A 15,672-nucleotide genomic window follows, 5' to 3' on the forward strand; every position below is an offset into this window, starting at 1 on the left:
ACCGTCCTTGCAGCATTTTTGACGCATAGTCTTCAAGGCAGTCTTTCAGGATCGTCTTTTCAGGTGAGCCGAACAGGTACGTTGCGTATCGCACGTCGGCATCTGCCCGCCTCGTTTCTTGAGGCACCCCGTTTTCAATCTTTCAAACGAGCTGGATCCACCGATCGATTTATCGCGCGGACGGCTGTTGGTCTGTCTTCCTATGCGGTGTTGGCTGGCTTTGTCGCAACAGGTCGCGAAAAGAAAATCCAATGCCGACAATGTGATCACCGCTTTTTGGGAGAGAGGATACAACCCTTGCTGGGGGCCGGCATTCATTCCTACTCGCGGATAGCTTGTTCTTATGGACGATCTCAACGACTACTATTATTTCGCCGCTGTCGTCTCCAGCGGCGGTTTCGCTTCTGCAAGTCGCGATCTCAAAATACCACGTTCGAAACTCAGCAGGCGGGTCAGCCGGCTTGAGGAAGGGCTTGGTGCAAGGCTCATAGAACGCTCGACCCGTCACTTCCGGGTGACTGAGATCGGCCAAGCTTTCTACGAAAGATGCCAGACCATCCTGCAGGAGGCCGATCGCGCCAAGTCGATCGTCAGCGAGGCTCAGTCCGACCCGCAAGGTGTGGTGCGCATGGGCTGCCCGCTTGGCCTCGTCGACATCTCGGTCGGGGGAATCCTGCCCGAATTCCTGGAACGTTATCCGAAGATCAAGCTGCAGATCATCGGCTCCGACCGGCGCGCCGACCTCATCAACGAACGAATCGACCTTGAAGTGAGAGCGACCAACGAGCCGGAGACGCAGACGAGTCTGACGATGCGCAAGCTCGACCGTATCAGGCGTATCCTGGTTGCAAGTCCATCGCTCGTCGAGCGCACTGGCACCTTGAGTTGCGTGGACGAACTCGCCGACCTGCCGACGCTGGCAATGACGTCATGGGTATCGTTCCATACCTGGGAACTGGTCGGTCCGAATGACGCCAAGCGGGTGATTCGGCATCAGCCACGGCTCACGTGCCGCAGCATGACCGCTATCCTCGACGCGGCCCGTGCCGGCCTCGGCTTCGGGCTTTTGCTCGAAAGTGCCTGCGAGGCCGATCTCCAGGCCGGCAAGCTGGTGCGGGTGCTGCCAGAATGGCAGTCGGAGGAGAGCCAGTTCTATATCGTCTTCACGACAGCCAAGGGCATGCCGCCGGCGGTGCGGGTCCTGATCGATTTCCTGGTCGAAAAATCCAAACAGCATTGACCTACAGCGCCACGCGAGCCGGCATTCGCCTTATATCAACCGTGCCAATAGCTTTTCGCCGGCCAACTCCCTGACGGCATCCTTGCCGATCCAGCGGGCAGTTTTGTCAGGGCTTTCCGCCAGGGCCTTTGCGAGCGTCAGTGCCGGCGCATGGCAGGTGAGATTGCGCTTACCGATGCTGCGCAGCGCCCAGTTGACCGCCTTGCGCACGAAGTTTCGCGGGTCGCCGGCATGGGCCTCGATCAGCGGCAACCAGGCAAGGATGGTCGCATCAGGTTCCTTTTTTAAGTGAACCGCGGCACCGGCAATCATGGCGAAGGCGGTGCGCCTGATAAATTCACGCTCGTCTGCGGCGAAGTCTGAGATGAGCTCGTCCAGCTGGGCTTCAACGAAGAGATCGGCGGCGCAATCGACGATCTCCCACGAGTTGAAATCATTGGCCCAACTTCGAGCCTCTTCCATGGTCAACCGCTTCGGCTCGGCGGTGTAGAGGGCGAGCAGGCGGGCTTCGCGGATATCGCTTCGCCAGAGCTGCATTGCCCTGGCGTGATCCTTCTTCGCCAGTCCGGCGGCCGCCCTGATATCGGGATTGGAGATACCGAGGGCGCGATCGGTGACGATGCCAAAGCGCGCCATGCCGGCAACATTCTCCTCCGAGCGCAGCGTTTCGAGATGCGCGATCAATTCGGCCGCATCGGAGGAGGGGCCGATCATTTTTCGAGGCGGGCGAGCAGCGAGGATGTGTCCCAGCGATTGCCGCCCATTGCCTGCACGTCGCCATAGAACTGGTCGACGACGGCGGTGACCGGCAGCTTGGCGCCGTTGCGGCGGGCTTCGGTGAGCACGATGCCGAGATCCTTGCGCATCCAGTCGACCGCGAAGCCGAAATCATACTTGCCTGCGTTCATGGTCTTGTGGCGGTTTTCCATCTGCCAGGAGCCGGCTGCCCCCTTGGAGATCACCTCGACCACCTTTTCGATATCGAGGCCAGCACGCTTGCCGAAATGCAGCGCTTCGGCAAGTCCCTGGACGAGGCCGGCAATGCAGATCTGGTTGACCATCTTGGTCAACTGGCCCGAGCCTGCCGGTCCCATCAAACCAACCATGCGGGCATAGGCGTCGATGACAGGTCTGGCGCGTTCGAAGACGGCCTCGTCGCCGCCGCACATGACGGTCAGGACAGCGTTTTCAGCGCCGGCCTGGCCGCCGGAGACAGGAGCGTCGATGAAATCGACACCTTTTTCCTTTGCCGCGGCATAAAGTTCGCGGGCGACTTCAGCGCTGGCGGTGGTGTTGTCTATCAGCACCGAACCTGGCTTCATGCCGTGCAGGGCGCCGTTCTCGCCCAATGTCACCGACCGGAGATCTTCGTCATTGCCGACGCAGACGAAGACGAAATCGGCACCGGCGGCGGCCTCGGCCGGGGCGGAGGCGGATTTGCCGGAGAATTTCTCGGCCCAGGCGGCGGCTTTTTCGGCGGTACGGTTGTAGACGGTAACATCGTGGCCGCCCTTCGTCTTCAGATGGCCCGCCATGGGGAAACCCATGACGCCGAGACCGATGAACGCGACTTTAGCCATATGTCCTATCCTTTTCCTCAAGTGCGGGTCCGAGGATTAACCGAAACGGCGGGAGCAGAAAAGCCCGTGAAGACGGACTTCCTTCCGATTGACGCACATGGGGCTGGCCACCGTTCGGAGCAGCCCTAGATCGGGGAGAGAGGGCACAATGTTTCCGGAGGGTGACATGAGCGAAATTCCGACGATCAAGCCGCGGCGCAAAGGCCGCAGCGGAATACAGGCTATGCTCATTCCATCGCTGCAGATGGTCGCAGAGCAGATTCGATCAGCACCGGAAGGTGTCCTTACCGACGTCGGCGTTCTCCGCCGTCGTCTCGCTGACCAATATCGGGCGGATGCCTGTTGCCCGGTAACCGTGCAGCGGCATTTGCGCGCGATCGCCGAACTGTCCTTCGGCGCATTGGAGAAGGGTGAGCCGGTTTCGACGGTCACGCCCTATTGGCGCGTCGTCGATCCCGCAAGCCTGCTTGCGAACCGTCTTGCCGGCGGCCCCACCTTTATCCGGGAGCGTCTGGCCGCCGAAGGTTGGGAAGGAATCGGAATAGTAGCCGGCATAGCGGACGCGCGAAAAAAATCCGCTTAAGGGCGATTTCCGGGCCGCAAAATTTCAGCAAAGGCCGAATCTCGCAAATAAAATTGTCGATATAAATTATAGATTTCATCATCATGGCATTCATCACTGACAGGTCGACCAGCCGAAAACAGGCTTGGCACCATGAAAAAGGGGAAAGTCATGATTTCACGTCGACAAACGCTCGGGCTTTTCGCAGCGACCGCGGCTACGGCAATCCTGCCGGCTGTCAGGCCGGCACGCGCTGCTGCCAGCGAGTTCCGTATCGGTTGGCAGAAGAACGGCGTGCTGGCGCTCGCCAAACGTCGCAGCGCACTTGAGAAGCGGCTTGCCGATCGCGGCATTACCGTCAGCTGGTCGGAATTCACCTCCGGCCCGCCGCTTCTCGAAGCATTGGGCGCCGGCGCTCTCGATTTCGGCGCGACCGGCGATGTGCCGCCGCTCTTTGCCCAGGCGGCCGGCGGGCAGCTCTATTATGTCGGTCTCTACAAGGGTAGCCCGGCAGCCTCGGCCATCCTCGTGCGCAAGGATTCGCCCATCAAGACGCTTGAAGACCTCAAAGGTAAAAAGGTCGCTTTCAAGCGCGGCTCCAGCGCGCATAATGTAACCGTCAAGGTTCTGCGCAAGGCAGGCCTGAAGCCCGAAGATGTCGAGCAGGTCGATCTTTCGCCGCCGGATGCTGCCGCCGCGTTCAAGAATGGCAGCATCGACGCCTGGTCGATCTGGGATCCTTATCTGGCGATTGCCGAAGCTGATCCGGAGACACGTATCCTGACGACCGCCGAAGGCATCGTCGACTCCTACAGTTTCTTCCTCGCCAACCGTGATTTCACCGATGCCAACGGGCAAGTGGTCGTCGACGTGATCGATGAGCTTGCCAAGGTCGGAAAGTCGGCACAGAGCAATCTCGACGAAACGGTGAAGGAGCTTTCCGAAATCACCGGCGTGCCGGCTGACGTGACGCGCGTGACATTGACGCGCAAGGGCGCCGATCTCGGCAGCGTCTCGACGATCACCGATGCCGCCGCCGCCTATCAGCAGGCGCTCGCAGACGAGTTCTATGGACTCGGTATCCTGCCGAAGAAGCTTACGACCGGCGACATCGTCTGGCGTCCCAAGGCGAGCTGATTTTTCGACCAGGGCTGAGATTTCCGCGAGGCGGCATGGAGAGGGTCTTCATGCCGCCGAACCGGAAAAATATTCTCCAAAACGGATTATAATAGCAAATTGATATTGTCGATCTAATTAGTGGTCTATGTCAATATCCTGACGATCGACGCGGACACTGAAAGGCGTCGGCCCAGCCACCATCCGATCGACAGGGATATTTCAGATGCTCACGCATAGATGGACAGCCGGCCTTACTACAGCCTCCGCCGCCACCGCGATCCTCCCAAGCATTCGCGCGGCGGCGGCGCCGAGTGGGCAGACAGTCTGCTTGTTGCCGCTTGCCAGCGGCCATCTCCACCGCGCGAGTTGATTTTCGAATTTCGCAGCTAAAGGACCGTCTTCCATGACCACCACCTCCCATACAGGTACATCCAAACCTATCAATTTCCTCTGGTTCATCCCGACATCGGGCGACGGCACCTATCTCGGCTCCTCCGAGCTCAACCGTGCGCCAGAGATTGGTTATCTCACGCAAATCGCCCAGGCTGTCGACCGGCTCGGCTATTCCGGCGTACTGCTGCCGACCGGGGTTGCCTGCGAGGAATCCTTCGTGACCGCCGCCGCCCTTGCCGCAAAGACCGAGAAGCTGCAGTTCCTGGTGGCGATCCGCCCCGGCACGGCATCGCCTGCATATTACGCGCGTCTTGCGACGACGCTCGACCGCATCTCCAACGGCCGGCTGCTGCTCAACATCGTCGTCGGCGGCAGCCCGGCGGAGCTTGCCGGCGATGGCATCCATCTCGAGCATGACGAGCGCTACGCCCATGCCGAGGAGTTCTTCACCGTCTTTGAGGAACTGCTGGAAAAGGGAACGGCAAGCTTCGACGGCAAATATATCAAGGCGACCAATGCGCGCCTTGGCTTCCCCTCGGTGCAGAACCCGCGCCCGCCGCTCTATTTCGGCGGCTCGTCGGATGCCGGTATCGATTTCTCCGTCGGCCGCGTCGACAAGTACCTGACCTGGGGCGAGCCGCCGGCACAGGTTGCCGAGAAGATCACCAAGGTGCGCAAGGCCGCCGGCGAACGCGGCCGCGAGGTGAGCTTCGGCATTCGTCTGCACTTCATTGTGCGCGAAACCGATGATGAGGCGTGGGAGGCAGCCGAGCGGCTGATCCGTCATCTCGACGACGATACGATCCGCGAGGCGCAGGAGCGCTTTGTCCACGAGTCCGACTCGGTCGGCCAGAAGCGCATGGCCGCCCTTCATGGCGGACGCCGCGACAAGCTCGAAGTCTCTCCGAACCTCTGGGCCGGCGTCGGCCTGGTGCGCGCCGGTGCGGGCACGGCGCTGGTTGGCTCGCCGAAGACGGTGGCCGCGCGCCTTCGCGAATATCAGGAGATCGGCATCGATACGGTGATCGGCTCCGGCTATCCGCATCTCGAAGAGGCCTATCGCGTCGCCGAGCTGCTTTTCCCCGAGCTTGGCATCACTCGCGAGCAGCAGCGCCTGGGCTTCAACAACGAGTTCGGCCGCAAGCAGATCTTCGCAGGCGGCAGCCATGGCGGCAATCTGAAAGTCGTCTCCGGCTCCTGAGTTCGAACGAAGACGCAGAGCGTGACACCGCCGCAAGCCGCTTACGGCTTGCGGCATCCTGCTTTCGATAAGCGCGAGGACAATGCATGTCGACTTTCGATACTCCGTTCGTACGGTCGGTCGCTTCCGAAAAGGTTGGAAAGGCGGGTTTGCGCCTGCCGCTGCCCGGCCTGGACAAGCTGACGCCCTATCTGGTGCCGGTGGCGATTGTGGCGTTCTGGCAGCTTGCCTCCTCGGCCGGCTGGATCTCATCGCGCATCATGCCGTCGCCAGCCGATGTCGGCCTGGCCTTCTGGTCGACGACGGTTTCCGGCCAGTTGCCGAATGACGTGCTGGTGAGCGCCGGCCGCGCCTTTGCCGGCCTTCTCGTCGGCGGCTCGATCGGTTTCCTGCTCGGCATCGCCAACGGTGTATCGCGCATTTCGGAACAACTGACCGATACGACGCTGCAGATGCTGCGCACCATTCCGCATCTGGCGATGATCCCGCTCGTCATCCTGTGGTTCGGGATCGGGGAGGAATCGAAGCTGTTTCTCACCTCGCTCGGCGTGCTCTTCCCCGTTTATCTCAACACCTATCACGGGGTGCGCAATGTCGATCGCGATCTGATCGAGATGGGCAAGGTCTATGGCATGGGCAACTGGACGCTGTTCCGCAAGGTGATCTTTCCAGGCGCGCTGCCGTCGATCTTCGTCGGCCTCAGATATGCACTCGGCATCATGTGGCTGACGCTGATCGTATCGGAATCGATCGCCGCATCCTCGGGCATCGGCCATATGGCCAACAATGCCCGCGAATTCATGATGACCGACGTCGTCGTGCTCGCCCTCGTCATCTATGCCGTGCTCGGCAAACTTGCCGATGTCATCGCCCGAGTGCTGGAGAGGCGGCTGCTCGCCTGGAACCCGGTCTATCAGAAATAGGAGAGACGCCATGACATCGATCGCGCATGAGCGTTTTCACGCCGTCGCCGAAGAGCCAGCCTATACACCTGCGCCGGAGCGCAATGCGCCTGCGGGGGCAGCGGCGATCAGCCTGACGGGGCTTGAAAAGAGTTTCGGGGCCAACCGCGTACTGCGCGGCATCAATCTGCATATTCCGGCCGGCCAGTTCGTTGCCGTGATCGGAAAGAGCGGCTGCGGCAAGAGCACGCTGCTGCGCATCCTGATGGGCCTTGACGCGCCGAGTGCCGGCGAGCTGCATTTCGAGGATGCCGACGGCGTACAGGCCAGCCCCAATGCGCGCATCGTCTTTCAGGAGCCAAGGCTGCTCCCCTGGCTCAGTGTCGCCGACAATGTCGTCGTCGGGCTCGGCGACGGCATCGATAGACGGGCGGCGCTGAAGGCGGCCGACGCCGTGCTTGCCGAAGTCCAGCTTGGCGAGAAGGCCGGAGAATGGCCGGCGCGCCTTTCCGGCGGTCAGCGGCAGCGCGTGGCACTGGCGCGGGCGCTGGTGAGCCGGCCGGGCGTGCTGGCGCTTGATGAACCGCTCGGCGCTCTCGATGCGCTGACGCGGATCAGCATGCAGGAACTCATCAACCGCGTCTGGCGCGAACTCGGTTTCACCGCCGTGCTCGTCACCCATGATGTCAGCGAGGCGGTGCATCTCGCCGACCGGGTCATCGTGCTCGACGAGGGGCGGATCGCGCTCGATCTTCCCATTCCTTATCCACATCCGCGCCGGCACGGCCATCCCGGCCTCGCCGAGCTCGAAGGCCGGCTGCTTGCCGCGATCCTCGGCACCGACGGCGGGCATTGATCCCAGCGCCGTTTGCGAAGCTGCATGATCAATGGCGGAAATGCATAGGCGCCTGGGTATGAGACATTCACCCGTCTCTGCCGAGGCGCGCTCGTGCGCTAAAATCAGCAACAACAGTTTCCCTAAGTCGTCTCACGTCCAGCTTGACTCACCTATACCTCTATGGCTATACGTTAATCCATAGTCAGTGGGGTATGGATTGTAGATGTCAAACGCTCAAGACTTGCTCTTCAGAACGCTCGCCGATCCGACGCGGCGGGCTCTTTTCGAACGGCTGTGCCGCGAAGGAGAGAAGACGGTCGGGGCTTTGACGGCACGCGCTGGGGTCTCGCAACCGGTCGTCTCGAAACATCTCGGAATCCTGAAGCAGGCCGGATTGGTGCGTGACCGTCACGAAGGTCGCCAGACGCACTATAGCGCGCAGCTCGGTGCGCTGGCGCCGCTGGTCGACTGGACAAGTGAGATGGCTGGTTTTTGGCAAAATCGGTTCGACCAGCTGGAAGATCTACTGAAAAGGATGGACCAATGACCGAAACATCGACTGAAACCCGTTCCGTCGTCGTCGAGCGAGAGATCCCTTTTCCGCCGGAAAAGATCTGGCGCGCGCTCACCCAGCCGCATCTGATCGCGGACTGGCTGATGAAGAATGACTTCGTGCCGGTCGTGGATCACCGTTTTAAGCTCAGCGCGGATTGGGGATCCGTCGATTGCCAGGTCCTGGAAGTCGAGCCGAACAAAACCCTGTCTTACACGTGGGCTGCCTATGATCTGGCAAGCGTCGTCACCTGGACTCTCACGCCTACGGGCGCGGGCACGCACCTGCGTATGGAGCAATCGGGCTTCCGGCCGGATCAGCGGCAGGCTTACGGGGGCGCCAGGAGCGGCTGGCAACAATTCTTCGCAAAGCTGGAGCAGGTGCTGGCGCGGATCGAGTGAGACAGATGCCAACGGATACGCCATCCGCTTCGGCTCGTTTTCGCAGGAGGTTCCCGTGAATTGGAATAACTGGTGTCGGCAGATCCACCGTTGGCTGTCCATTGCCTTTACGCTGGCCGTCATAATTAATATCATCGCCATGGTGCAGGAGAGATCCTCCGTCGGGGTGGGGCTTTTGGCGCTTCTTCCGCTCGCCTTGCTCCTGCTCACCGGTCTGTACTTGTTCGTCCTGCCTCATGCCACCAGATGGCGCAGCGCGAGGCGCAGCAGCGGATGGGGGTGAACAGAATGGCCGGCAAGACGTCCAAGACCGCAGCGAAGGTCACGAGGAAGACAGCCGCCAAGCCTGAGAGCGCGGGTCCGACCCTTCTTTCGGGGGGCAACCCTCAGATTGCCAAGGGTTACGGTGACGCTCCCGTGCAAGCCTACATCGCCGCCATGCCCGGCTGGAAAAGCGATGTCGGGCATCGCCTCGATGCGCTCATCACGCACACGGTGCCTGGGGTGTACAAGGCCGTGAAATGGAACTCGCCCCTCTATGGCATCGAAGGGCAGGGCTGGTTCCTCGGTGTCCATTGCTTCGCGAACTACATCAAACTCGCTTTCTTCCGCGGCATGTCGCTCAGTCCCATCCCGCCCGGCGAGTCCAAACAAAAGGAAGTGCGTTACTTCCACATCCATGAGGCAGACCAACTCGACGAGGCTCAGCTCGCCGCCTGGGTGGAGCAAGCCAGCAAATTGCCCGGTGAACGAATGTGAGCGGACGCCAGGTCATCAGCACTTAAGGGATGGAGGAGCGATATCGATGAAGAAAGCCACGGCAACCATGAAGAAGAGCGGCTCGAGCGAAGAGAAGGACGGAGACTCTCCTTCTCGTTTGATCGATGCGAGAATCGAGGAGTTGAGCGATTGGCGAGGCCAGACGCTCGCTCGGGTCCGAACTCTGATCAGGCAGGCCGAGCCCGATGTGGTCGAGGAATGGAAGTGGAGAGGGGTTCCCGTGTGGGAGCGCGCCGGCATCATCTGCACCGGCGAAACCTACAAGAGCGTGGTGAAGCTGACCTTCGCCAAAGGCGCTTCGCTGGAGGACCCTTCAGGCCTTTTCAACTCCAGCCTTGACGGCAATACCAGGCGCGCCATCGATTTCCACGAAGGCGATGAAATTGACGAGCAGGCGTTGAAGACGCTCGTTCGCGCCGCCGCAGCACTCAACACGTCAACGCGAGCTGCTGCTCGCCCCGCCAGCTCCCGACAAAAACCAAGCAGCGCTTGATGCTTGGCAACATCGCCTGAAACGCGTCGCATCGAACTTGATTTGGCGACATGTGTCAGTGAATGGGGCTTTCCTCGCGCTCGAGGAAGAGCTCCAGATTGTCGAGGCCGATTTCGGTACCCTGGAGGCGGGCGCCGTTGTCGGCGTAGCCGTCGAGGAAGACCACCTGTTCGGTGAAAACCATTTTGGTCCCGCCGGGTTCGGCTTCGAAGGCGACGGTTGTGAGGGAGGCGGAGATGCGGGTTTCGCCGAGCTTCATCTCATAGGCATAGATGATGCGGGCATTGGGCACGATATCGATGTAGTGGGCATCATAGGCGTGCAGAAGGCCGTCGGTATCGGCGACGTAGTTCCTCTCCGTGCCGCCGGGGCGGAAATCGAGACCATAGTCCAGCGCCTGCCACTCGCCGTGGCAGGCGAACCATTGGCGTTTGGCCTCCGGTGCCGACCAGGCGCGGAAGACGCGAGCGACTGGCGCCTTCAGGTGACGCTCGATGACGAGAGTGGCGTGTTCGGCGGATGGCGTCGTCATTCGGGAAGGCTCTCCGTTTCATTGCCGAGAAATTGATCCAGCCTGTCGAAGGTGCTCGTCCAGCGGATCTTTCGCTGTTCTACCCAGCGCTCGACGGCAGCAAGCGCATCCTGTTGCAGGCGGTAGGTTCGCACCCGGCCGGTTTTTTCGGAGAGCACGAGGCCGCTCTCCTCCAACACTTGCAGATGTTTCATCACCGTCGGCAAGGCAACGGCGAGCGGCGCGGCCAGTTCGGTGACGGAGGCCGGGCCGCGGCCGAGACGATCGATCATGCCGCGGCGGCTGCGATCGGAAAGCGCATGAAACATGCGGTCGAGATCCGCTTGGCTTTCGATCATCCCGCCGCATCCCGGAAGCGGGCGGGCAGCCTCTCTTTGTAGGGATAGAACTTGAAGTAGGGGCGGGCCTCGTCCAGCGCCCTTGCAAAGGACGGGCGCGCCAGCAGCCGATCGTAATAGGTGCGAAGGTTCGGCTGTTCCGGAGTGAAGGGGATCAGCGTCTCGGCATAGAAGAGCGCGGGGGCGGCGGCGCAATCGGCCATGGTGAAGCTGTCACCGGATATCCAGGGTTTGTCGGCGAGCTGCTTTTCGATCATCGAGTAAGCGGTGGCAAGCGTCGCCTTGGCGGCCGTGACCTCGATTTCGTCCGCCGTGCCCTCAGGACGCCGGTGATTGCTAACCAGCGTCTGCATCGGCGCCTGGACATAATGATCGAAGAAGCGATCCCAAAGGCGGACTTGCAGCGCCCGGTCGATCTCCAGCGGCAGCAGCCGAAGAGGCCCCGGATAATATTGCTCAAGATATTCGATGATGATCGATGTCTCGGGAATGGTGCTGTCGCGCGCCTCGTCCCGCAGCAGTGGCATCTTGCCGATCGGCCAGAAGCGGAAGAGATCGGCGCACGAGCTTTCGTCGGAAAGATCGACGATGCGATTTTCGAAAGGGGTACCGTTTTCATAAAGCGCGATCAGCACTTTGTGGCAGAAGGAGGCGAGCGGATGCCCATAAAGCACGAGCGACATGCGGCGACCTTTCCTATCGTTGCGGTAAACTTTACCGATCGACTAACTATCAGGTCATGGCGCATCATGCAACAGATACTTCGCCAACTGCGAAACTATTCCGTCAGGCGAATATCAGGTGCATTAGCTTCAGCCGATATATCGGGCGATCACCAGATGGCCTGGTGTCGGCTGGCCGTCTTCCATGCGCACATTGATATCCGATATCTCGACGAGTTCGAAACCGGTGGCCGTCAGGCGTTCTCTCACATAGGCGTCGGCATGGGCGAAGCGCTGGTGCGGGCCGACCATATAGGCACGGCCGGCGAGTATTTCCTCGGGCAGGGTTTCCGAGGAGAAGATGAACAGGCCGCCCGGTGTCAGGTTCTCGGCGGCGCCGAAGAATAGCGGTTCGAGCGCGCCGAGATAGGGCAGCACGTCGGTGGCGGAGATGATGTCGAAGGCTTCCTCGTCGTTGTCGTCGAGAAAATCCTCGACCTCGGCGACGAAGAGCGTTTCGTAGAGGTCCTTCTCATGGGCGATCTCGACCATCTTCTCCGATATGTCGATGCCGGTCATATCGGCGCAGAGGTCGCGCAGCGCGCCGCCGGTGAGGCCTGTGCCACAGCCGAGATCGAGCAGCCGCTTGAACGGTCCGAGCTTCAGCGCCTGCAGGCGCTGGCGCACCAGCATCGGCACGTGATAGCCGAGCTGCTCGACGAGCACGTCCTCGAAAACCTCGGCATGCTGGTCGAACAAGGTCTCGACATAGGCGTCGGGCGCCTTGACCGGCGTTTCGCCGCGGCCCATCGCGGCAATGCGCACGGCCGCACCGCCGTGATCGTCGGGATCGATTGCCAGGACTTCCTGATAGGCTGCAACGGCCGCGTCGACATCACCGGCCTTTTCCAGCGCCAGCGCGCGGTTATAGGCCTCGCCAAGGGCTTCTTCGTCGATCTTCTTTGCCATCGCAGTCCATCGTCCTTTTGTTTCAGGCATGCGTCTAAGGCGGCTTTCGATGTTTTGCAATGGTGCGCTTGCGGGCGCAGAATGGCCGAAAAGAAGACGAAGGGAGGAACGAGCCATGAAAATGCAGGAAGACAGGACGTCATTGGTACGGGAAGGAGAGGACGCACGGCCTTTGCTGCCAAGTACTCCAAGCGAGGTTACCAACACGCTCATTCATTATTACCGCGGTGAACTCGGACGGATGACAAGTTGGCGCGACCGCATCGACCGGACCTCCAACTGGGCGATCACCGTGGTCGCAGCACTGCTTTCGGTCTCGCTGTCGACGCCGACTTCGCATCACGGAGTGCTGCTGTTCGGGATGATGCTGGTGACGCTGCTGCTGATGATCGAGGCGCGGCGCTACCGCTTCTTCGATATCTACCGCGCCCGCATTCGCCAGATCGAGCGCTGCTATTTCGCCGAGATTCTGGCGCCGGAGGCCGGGGCCGGCGGCGAATGGGCGATGGTGGTCGCCCGCAGCCTGCGCAAACCGCGCTTCCTGCTCAGCTATCAGGAGGCGATGCACCGCCGGCTCAAACGCAATTACGGCTGGATGTATTTCATCCTGTTGCTCGCCTGGTGCCTGAAGATCTCGACGCCGAAACTGCAGACGGAGGGCATGCCGGCGCTGCAGGCGCAGTCATGGGCCTATGTCATCGACAATGCCGTGCTCGGGCCGGTTCCCGGCCTTGCGGTCATTGCCATTGTCGTCGCCTTCTATCTCGGCATGCTCGGTTTCGCGCTTCGCCCGGATCGCGACGAAGGCGAATTCGGCCATGGCGAGGCGCATGTCTGACGCGGTCAGAACATGCCGCCCGAACCGCTCACACTTTTCGGCATCCTGCTGCAGAGCCGATCAGTGCAGGATGAACTCGCCCTTCAGCGCCCGCCACTCGGTTGCCGAGATCAGCTTGCGGTGGATGTAGCGCACCGAATGCAGCGGCCCGTCGAGCTTCTCTTCCCAGAATTTCAGGAAGCCGCGCATTTCGGGAAAATCGGGGGCGAGGTCGTAGTCCTGCCAGACATAGGTCTGCAGGATCGCCGGGTGGTCCGGCAGGTGGTAGAGGATCTGGGCGGTCGTCAGACCGTAGCCCTGCAATTGTTTTTCCATGTCCTTGTGCATCGCATTCCACTTCTTCTTGTTCCCACTCGCGCGCTTATTAGCGCTACGTGATATGGAAACATGCGAGTGGTTAATGAAATCTTTACAGATACTTTATAAAAGGACAATTTATTTTTTATATCAATGACTTGGCAGCATCGTGCCGAGAGTGCTGCCAAGTCGGCTTTGTCTCATGCATGCCGTTATCCCAAAGCTGCGACACGCGTTTCGTCGTCACGCATCAGCGCTTGAGATGCCGGGTCAGGCGGCGTTCGATCCAGGCCCAGAGATGGCGTAAGGCCTCGACGATGACGAGATAAAAGATCGCCGCCCAGAGATAGGTCTGGTAGTCGAAGGTGCGGGAGAAGGCGTAGCGGGTCTCGCCCATCAGGTCGAGCACAGTGATGATGGCGACGACCGCCGAGCCCTTGATCAGAAGGATGATCTCGTTGCCATAAGGACGAAGCGCGACGATGAGAGCCTGTGGCAGGATGATTTTGCGGAAAGCGATAAACTTGTGGATGCCGAGTGCGGCGGCCGCCTCGTGCTGGCCATGCGACACGCTTTCGATCGCGCCGCGCAGAATTTCGGCCTGATAGGCCGCGGTATTGATGGTCATGGCAAAGAGGCCGCAATACCAGGCATCGCGGAAGAACCACCAGATGCCGACGGCCTCAAGCTGCGGCCGGAATATGCCGAGGCCGTAATAGACCAGGAACAGTTGGGCAAGCAGCGGCGTGCCGCGGAAGAAATAGATGTAGCCGTAGGCCAGCGCATTCAGTATCCGGTTCTTCGACATGCGCGCCACGGCAAGCGGCAGCGACAGGATGGCGCCGCAGATGACGGAAATGAAAACGAGGCTCAGCGTTATCCAGAGACCATGGAGGTAGCGCGGCCCGTAACGGGTGAATTTTTCCGGATCCCAGCCATTGACGACGGAAAAGACAAGAAGCGCTGCGAGCAGAGCCCAGACGGCGACGAAGATATAGCCGGCCATGCGCGCCGGCGTCATCGGCTTCATCACCTCGCGGGGCGCGGGCTGCGGTGGGATCAGCGTTTCGGCATAGCTCATCGACTGATCTCCGAACGCTTGGCCCAACGCTCGACATAGACGAGCAGGAAGGAAGAGAGGATGGCGAGCACCAGATAGAGGCAACAGGCCAGGCCATAGAAGAAGAAGGGTTCCTTGGTCACGCGCACGGCGACACTCGTCTGGCGAAGGATATCGGCAAGGCTGATGATCGAGACGTAGGAGGTGTCTTTCAGCAGCACCATCCAGAGGTTCGTCAGGCCCGGCAGCGCGATGCGCACGAGTTGCGGCAGGATGACCAAGCGCAGCGTGCGGCCGCGATGCAGGCCAAGCGCGTCTCCCGCCTCATATTGTCCCTTGGGGATGGCGCGGAAGGCCGAGAGCAGCACTTCCGAACAGTAGGCCGAGAAGACGACCGAAAGCGCGATGACACCGGCGAGGAAGGCATTGATCTCGACCGGCGGCCCGTCATAACCGACGAAGGTCAGCAGAGACTGAATGAGCATCTGCATGCCGTAATAGATGATGAAGAGCGTCAGAAGCTCCGGCAGACCGCGGAAGATCGTCGTGTAGATGCCGGCCGCCAGCCGCAGCGACTTCTCCTCCGACTGCTGACCGAGCGCCACCAGGAAACCGATGGCAAGGCCAATCGGCAGGGTGACGATCGCCACCGAAACGGTGATCTGCAGGCCAAGCGCGATCTCGTCGCCCCAACCGGTATCGCCACAGCTAAGAATCGTCGACGGCGCCAGCCAAGTGAAGATGCCAACGGGTCCGCACAGCGGATCGAAGATGTGCACAATCCAGCTCCAGAAGGAGCCCAGCGCGGAAAATAATCCGCCCATGCGAGAATTCCCCTCACGGCTTTTGCCGTTTTAATCTTGCCATCTTTGTCAAACAAAAATGGCGGAAGAGCAAGCCTTCCGCCATTACCT

The 15,672-nt window shown here is 60.7% G+C and carries 21 protein-coding genes; 12 read left to right on the forward strand and 9 right to left on the reverse strand.

Annotation, left to right across the window (positions count from 1 at the left end; all coding sequences use genetic code 11):
* Positions 1-343: 343 nt before the first annotated feature.
* The gene (locus BS629_RS28710; RefSeq protein ID WP_018242346.1) at positions 344-1,240 is read left to right on the forward strand and encodes a LysR substrate-binding domain-containing protein; all 897 of its coding nucleotides are present in this window, start codon (positions 344-346) and stop codon (positions 1,238-1,240) included.
* A gap of 30 nt (positions 1,241-1,270) precedes the next feature.
* On the opposite strand, the gene BS629_RS28715 is transcribed toward BS629_RS28710, so the two are convergent.
* Both BS629_RS28715 and BS629_RS28720 read right to left on the reverse strand, forming a co-directional pair.
* Positions 1,271-1,954 carry a DNA alkylation repair protein gene (locus tag BS629_RS28715; RefSeq protein ID WP_018242345.1) on the reverse strand — a complete coding sequence of 228 codons (684 nt, stop codon included), beginning with the start codon at positions 1,952-1,954 and terminating at the stop codon, positions 1,271-1,273.
* Positions 1,951-2,820, reverse strand: a complete 870-nt coding sequence (locus BS629_RS28720) for an NAD(P)-dependent oxidoreductase (RefSeq protein WP_018242344.1) — start codon at positions 2,818-2,820, stop codon at positions 1,951-1,953. The genes BS629_RS28715 and BS629_RS28720 overlap by 4 nt, the downstream gene beginning before the upstream one ends.
* Positions 2,821-2,986: 166 nt before the next feature.
* Between BS629_RS28720 and BS629_RS28725 the strand changes: the two genes are divergently transcribed.
* From BS629_RS28725 to BS629_RS28775, 10 genes are all read left to right on the forward strand, one after another.
* Positions 2,987-3,403, forward strand: a complete 417-nt coding sequence (locus BS629_RS28725) for a hypothetical protein (RefSeq protein ID WP_050566315.1) — start codon at positions 2,987-2,989, stop codon at positions 3,401-3,403.
* A 150-nt stretch (positions 3,404-3,553) separates the two neighbouring features.
* Entirely contained in the window at positions 3,554-4,519 is a 966-nt protein-coding gene (locus tag BS629_RS28730; protein ID WP_018242342.1) for an aliphatic sulfonate ABC transporter substrate-binding protein, read from the forward strand.
* A gap of 385 nt (positions 4,520-4,904) precedes the next feature.
* On the forward strand, positions 4,905-6,095 hold the full coding sequence (gene ssuD / locus BS629_RS28740) for an FMNH2-dependent alkanesulfonate monooxygenase (protein ID WP_018242340.1): 1,191 nt from the start codon (positions 4,905-4,907) through the stop codon (positions 6,093-6,095).
* An 86-nt stretch (positions 6,096-6,181) separates the two neighbouring features.
* Positions 6,182-7,018 carry an aliphatic sulfonate ABC transporter permease SsuC gene (gene ssuC / locus BS629_RS28745; RefSeq protein WP_018242339.1) on the forward strand — a complete coding sequence of 279 codons (837 nt, stop codon included), beginning with the start codon at positions 6,182-6,184 and terminating at the stop codon, positions 7,016-7,018.
* A gap of 10 nt (positions 7,019-7,028) precedes the next feature.
* The gene (locus BS629_RS28750; protein ID WP_018242338.1) at positions 7,029-7,853 is read left to right on the forward strand and encodes an ABC transporter ATP-binding protein; all 825 of its coding nucleotides are present in this window, start codon (positions 7,029-7,031) and stop codon (positions 7,851-7,853) included.
* A gap of 205 nt (positions 7,854-8,058) precedes the next feature.
* Entirely contained in the window at positions 8,059-8,382 is a 324-nt protein-coding gene (locus BS629_RS28755; RefSeq protein WP_018242337.1) for an ArsR/SmtB family transcription factor, read from the forward strand.
* Positions 8,379-8,789: an SRPBCC family protein gene (locus tag BS629_RS28760; protein ID WP_018242336.1), complete on the forward strand. Its 411-nt coding sequence runs from the start codon at positions 8,379-8,381 to the stop codon at positions 8,787-8,789. The genes BS629_RS28755 and BS629_RS28760 overlap by 4 nt, the downstream gene beginning before the upstream one ends.
* A gap of 55 nt (positions 8,790-8,844) precedes the next feature.
* On the forward strand, positions 8,845-9,072 hold the full coding sequence (locus BS629_RS28765; RefSeq protein ID WP_018242335.1) for a hypothetical protein: 228 nt from the start codon (positions 8,845-8,847) through the stop codon (positions 9,070-9,072).
* Positions 9,073-9,077: 5 nt separating this feature from the next.
* Positions 9,078-9,548, forward strand: coding sequence for a DUF1801 domain-containing protein (locus BS629_RS28770; RefSeq protein WP_026188421.1), 471 nt, complete (start codon positions 9,078-9,080; stop codon positions 9,546-9,548).
* A 46-nt stretch (positions 9,549-9,594) separates the two neighbouring features.
* Positions 9,595-10,062, forward strand: coding sequence for a DUF1801 domain-containing protein (locus BS629_RS28775; protein ID WP_018242333.1), 468 nt, complete (start codon positions 9,595-9,597; stop codon positions 10,060-10,062).
* A 55-nt stretch (positions 10,063-10,117) separates the two neighbouring features.
* On the opposite strand, the gene BS629_RS28780 is transcribed toward BS629_RS28775, so the two are convergent.
* The 4 genes from BS629_RS28780 to BS629_RS28795 form a co-directional block, all read right to left on the reverse strand.
* Positions 10,118-10,594: an SRPBCC family protein gene (locus BS629_RS28780; protein ID WP_018242332.1), complete on the reverse strand. Its 477-nt coding sequence runs from the start codon at positions 10,592-10,594 to the stop codon at positions 10,118-10,120.
* On the reverse strand, positions 10,591-10,932 hold the full coding sequence (locus BS629_RS28785; protein WP_018242331.1) for an ArsR/SmtB family transcription factor: 342 nt from the start codon (positions 10,930-10,932) through the stop codon (positions 10,591-10,593). Before BS629_RS28785 ends, BS629_RS28780 begins: the two co-directional genes overlap by 4 nt.
* Positions 10,929-11,615, reverse strand: coding sequence for a glutathione S-transferase family protein (locus BS629_RS28790; RefSeq protein ID WP_018242330.1), 687 nt, complete (start codon positions 11,613-11,615; stop codon positions 10,929-10,931). The genes BS629_RS28785 and BS629_RS28790 overlap by 4 nt, the downstream gene beginning before the upstream one ends.
* A gap of 129 nt (positions 11,616-11,744) precedes the next feature.
* Entirely contained in the window at positions 11,745-12,563 is an 819-nt protein-coding gene (locus tag BS629_RS28795) for a class I SAM-dependent DNA methyltransferase (RefSeq protein ID WP_032980431.1), read from the reverse strand.
* Between the two features lie 115 nt (positions 12,564-12,678).
* Here BS629_RS28795 and BS629_RS28800 point away from each other — a divergent pair, with 115 nt between their 5' ends.
* Positions 12,679-13,401: a DUF2270 domain-containing protein gene (locus tag BS629_RS28800; RefSeq protein ID WP_018242328.1), complete on the forward strand. Its 723-nt coding sequence runs from the start codon at positions 12,679-12,681 to the stop codon at positions 13,399-13,401.
* Between the two features lie 60 nt (positions 13,402-13,461).
* On the opposite strand, the gene BS629_RS28805 is transcribed toward BS629_RS28800, so the two are convergent.
* The 3 genes from BS629_RS28805 to BS629_RS28815 all read right to left on the reverse strand — a co-directional run bounded on the left by BS629_RS28805 (position 13,462) and on the right by BS629_RS28815 (position 15,582).
* Positions 13,462-13,728 carry an usg protein gene (locus BS629_RS28805; RefSeq protein WP_018242327.1) on the reverse strand — a complete coding sequence of 89 codons (267 nt, stop codon included), beginning with the start codon at positions 13,726-13,728 and terminating at the stop codon, positions 13,462-13,464.
* A 220-nt stretch (positions 13,729-13,948) separates the two neighbouring features.
* Positions 13,949-14,779 carry an ABC transporter permease gene (locus BS629_RS28810; protein WP_018242326.1) on the reverse strand — a complete coding sequence of 277 codons (831 nt, stop codon included), beginning with the start codon at positions 14,777-14,779 and terminating at the stop codon, positions 13,949-13,951.
* Positions 14,776-15,582 (reverse strand): ABC transporter permease, encoded by an 807-nt coding sequence (locus tag BS629_RS28815; protein ID WP_018242325.1) that lies wholly within the window; start codon positions 15,580-15,582, stop codon positions 14,776-14,778. The genes BS629_RS28810 and BS629_RS28815 overlap by 4 nt, the downstream gene beginning before the upstream one ends.
* Positions 15,583-15,672 lie beyond the last annotated feature (90 nt).

Source organism: Rhizobium leguminosarum bv. viciae USDA 2370 (assembly GCF_002008365.1).
GTDB classification, from domain to species: Bacteria; Pseudomonadota; Alphaproteobacteria; order Rhizobiales; family Rhizobiaceae; genus Rhizobium; species Rhizobium leguminosarum.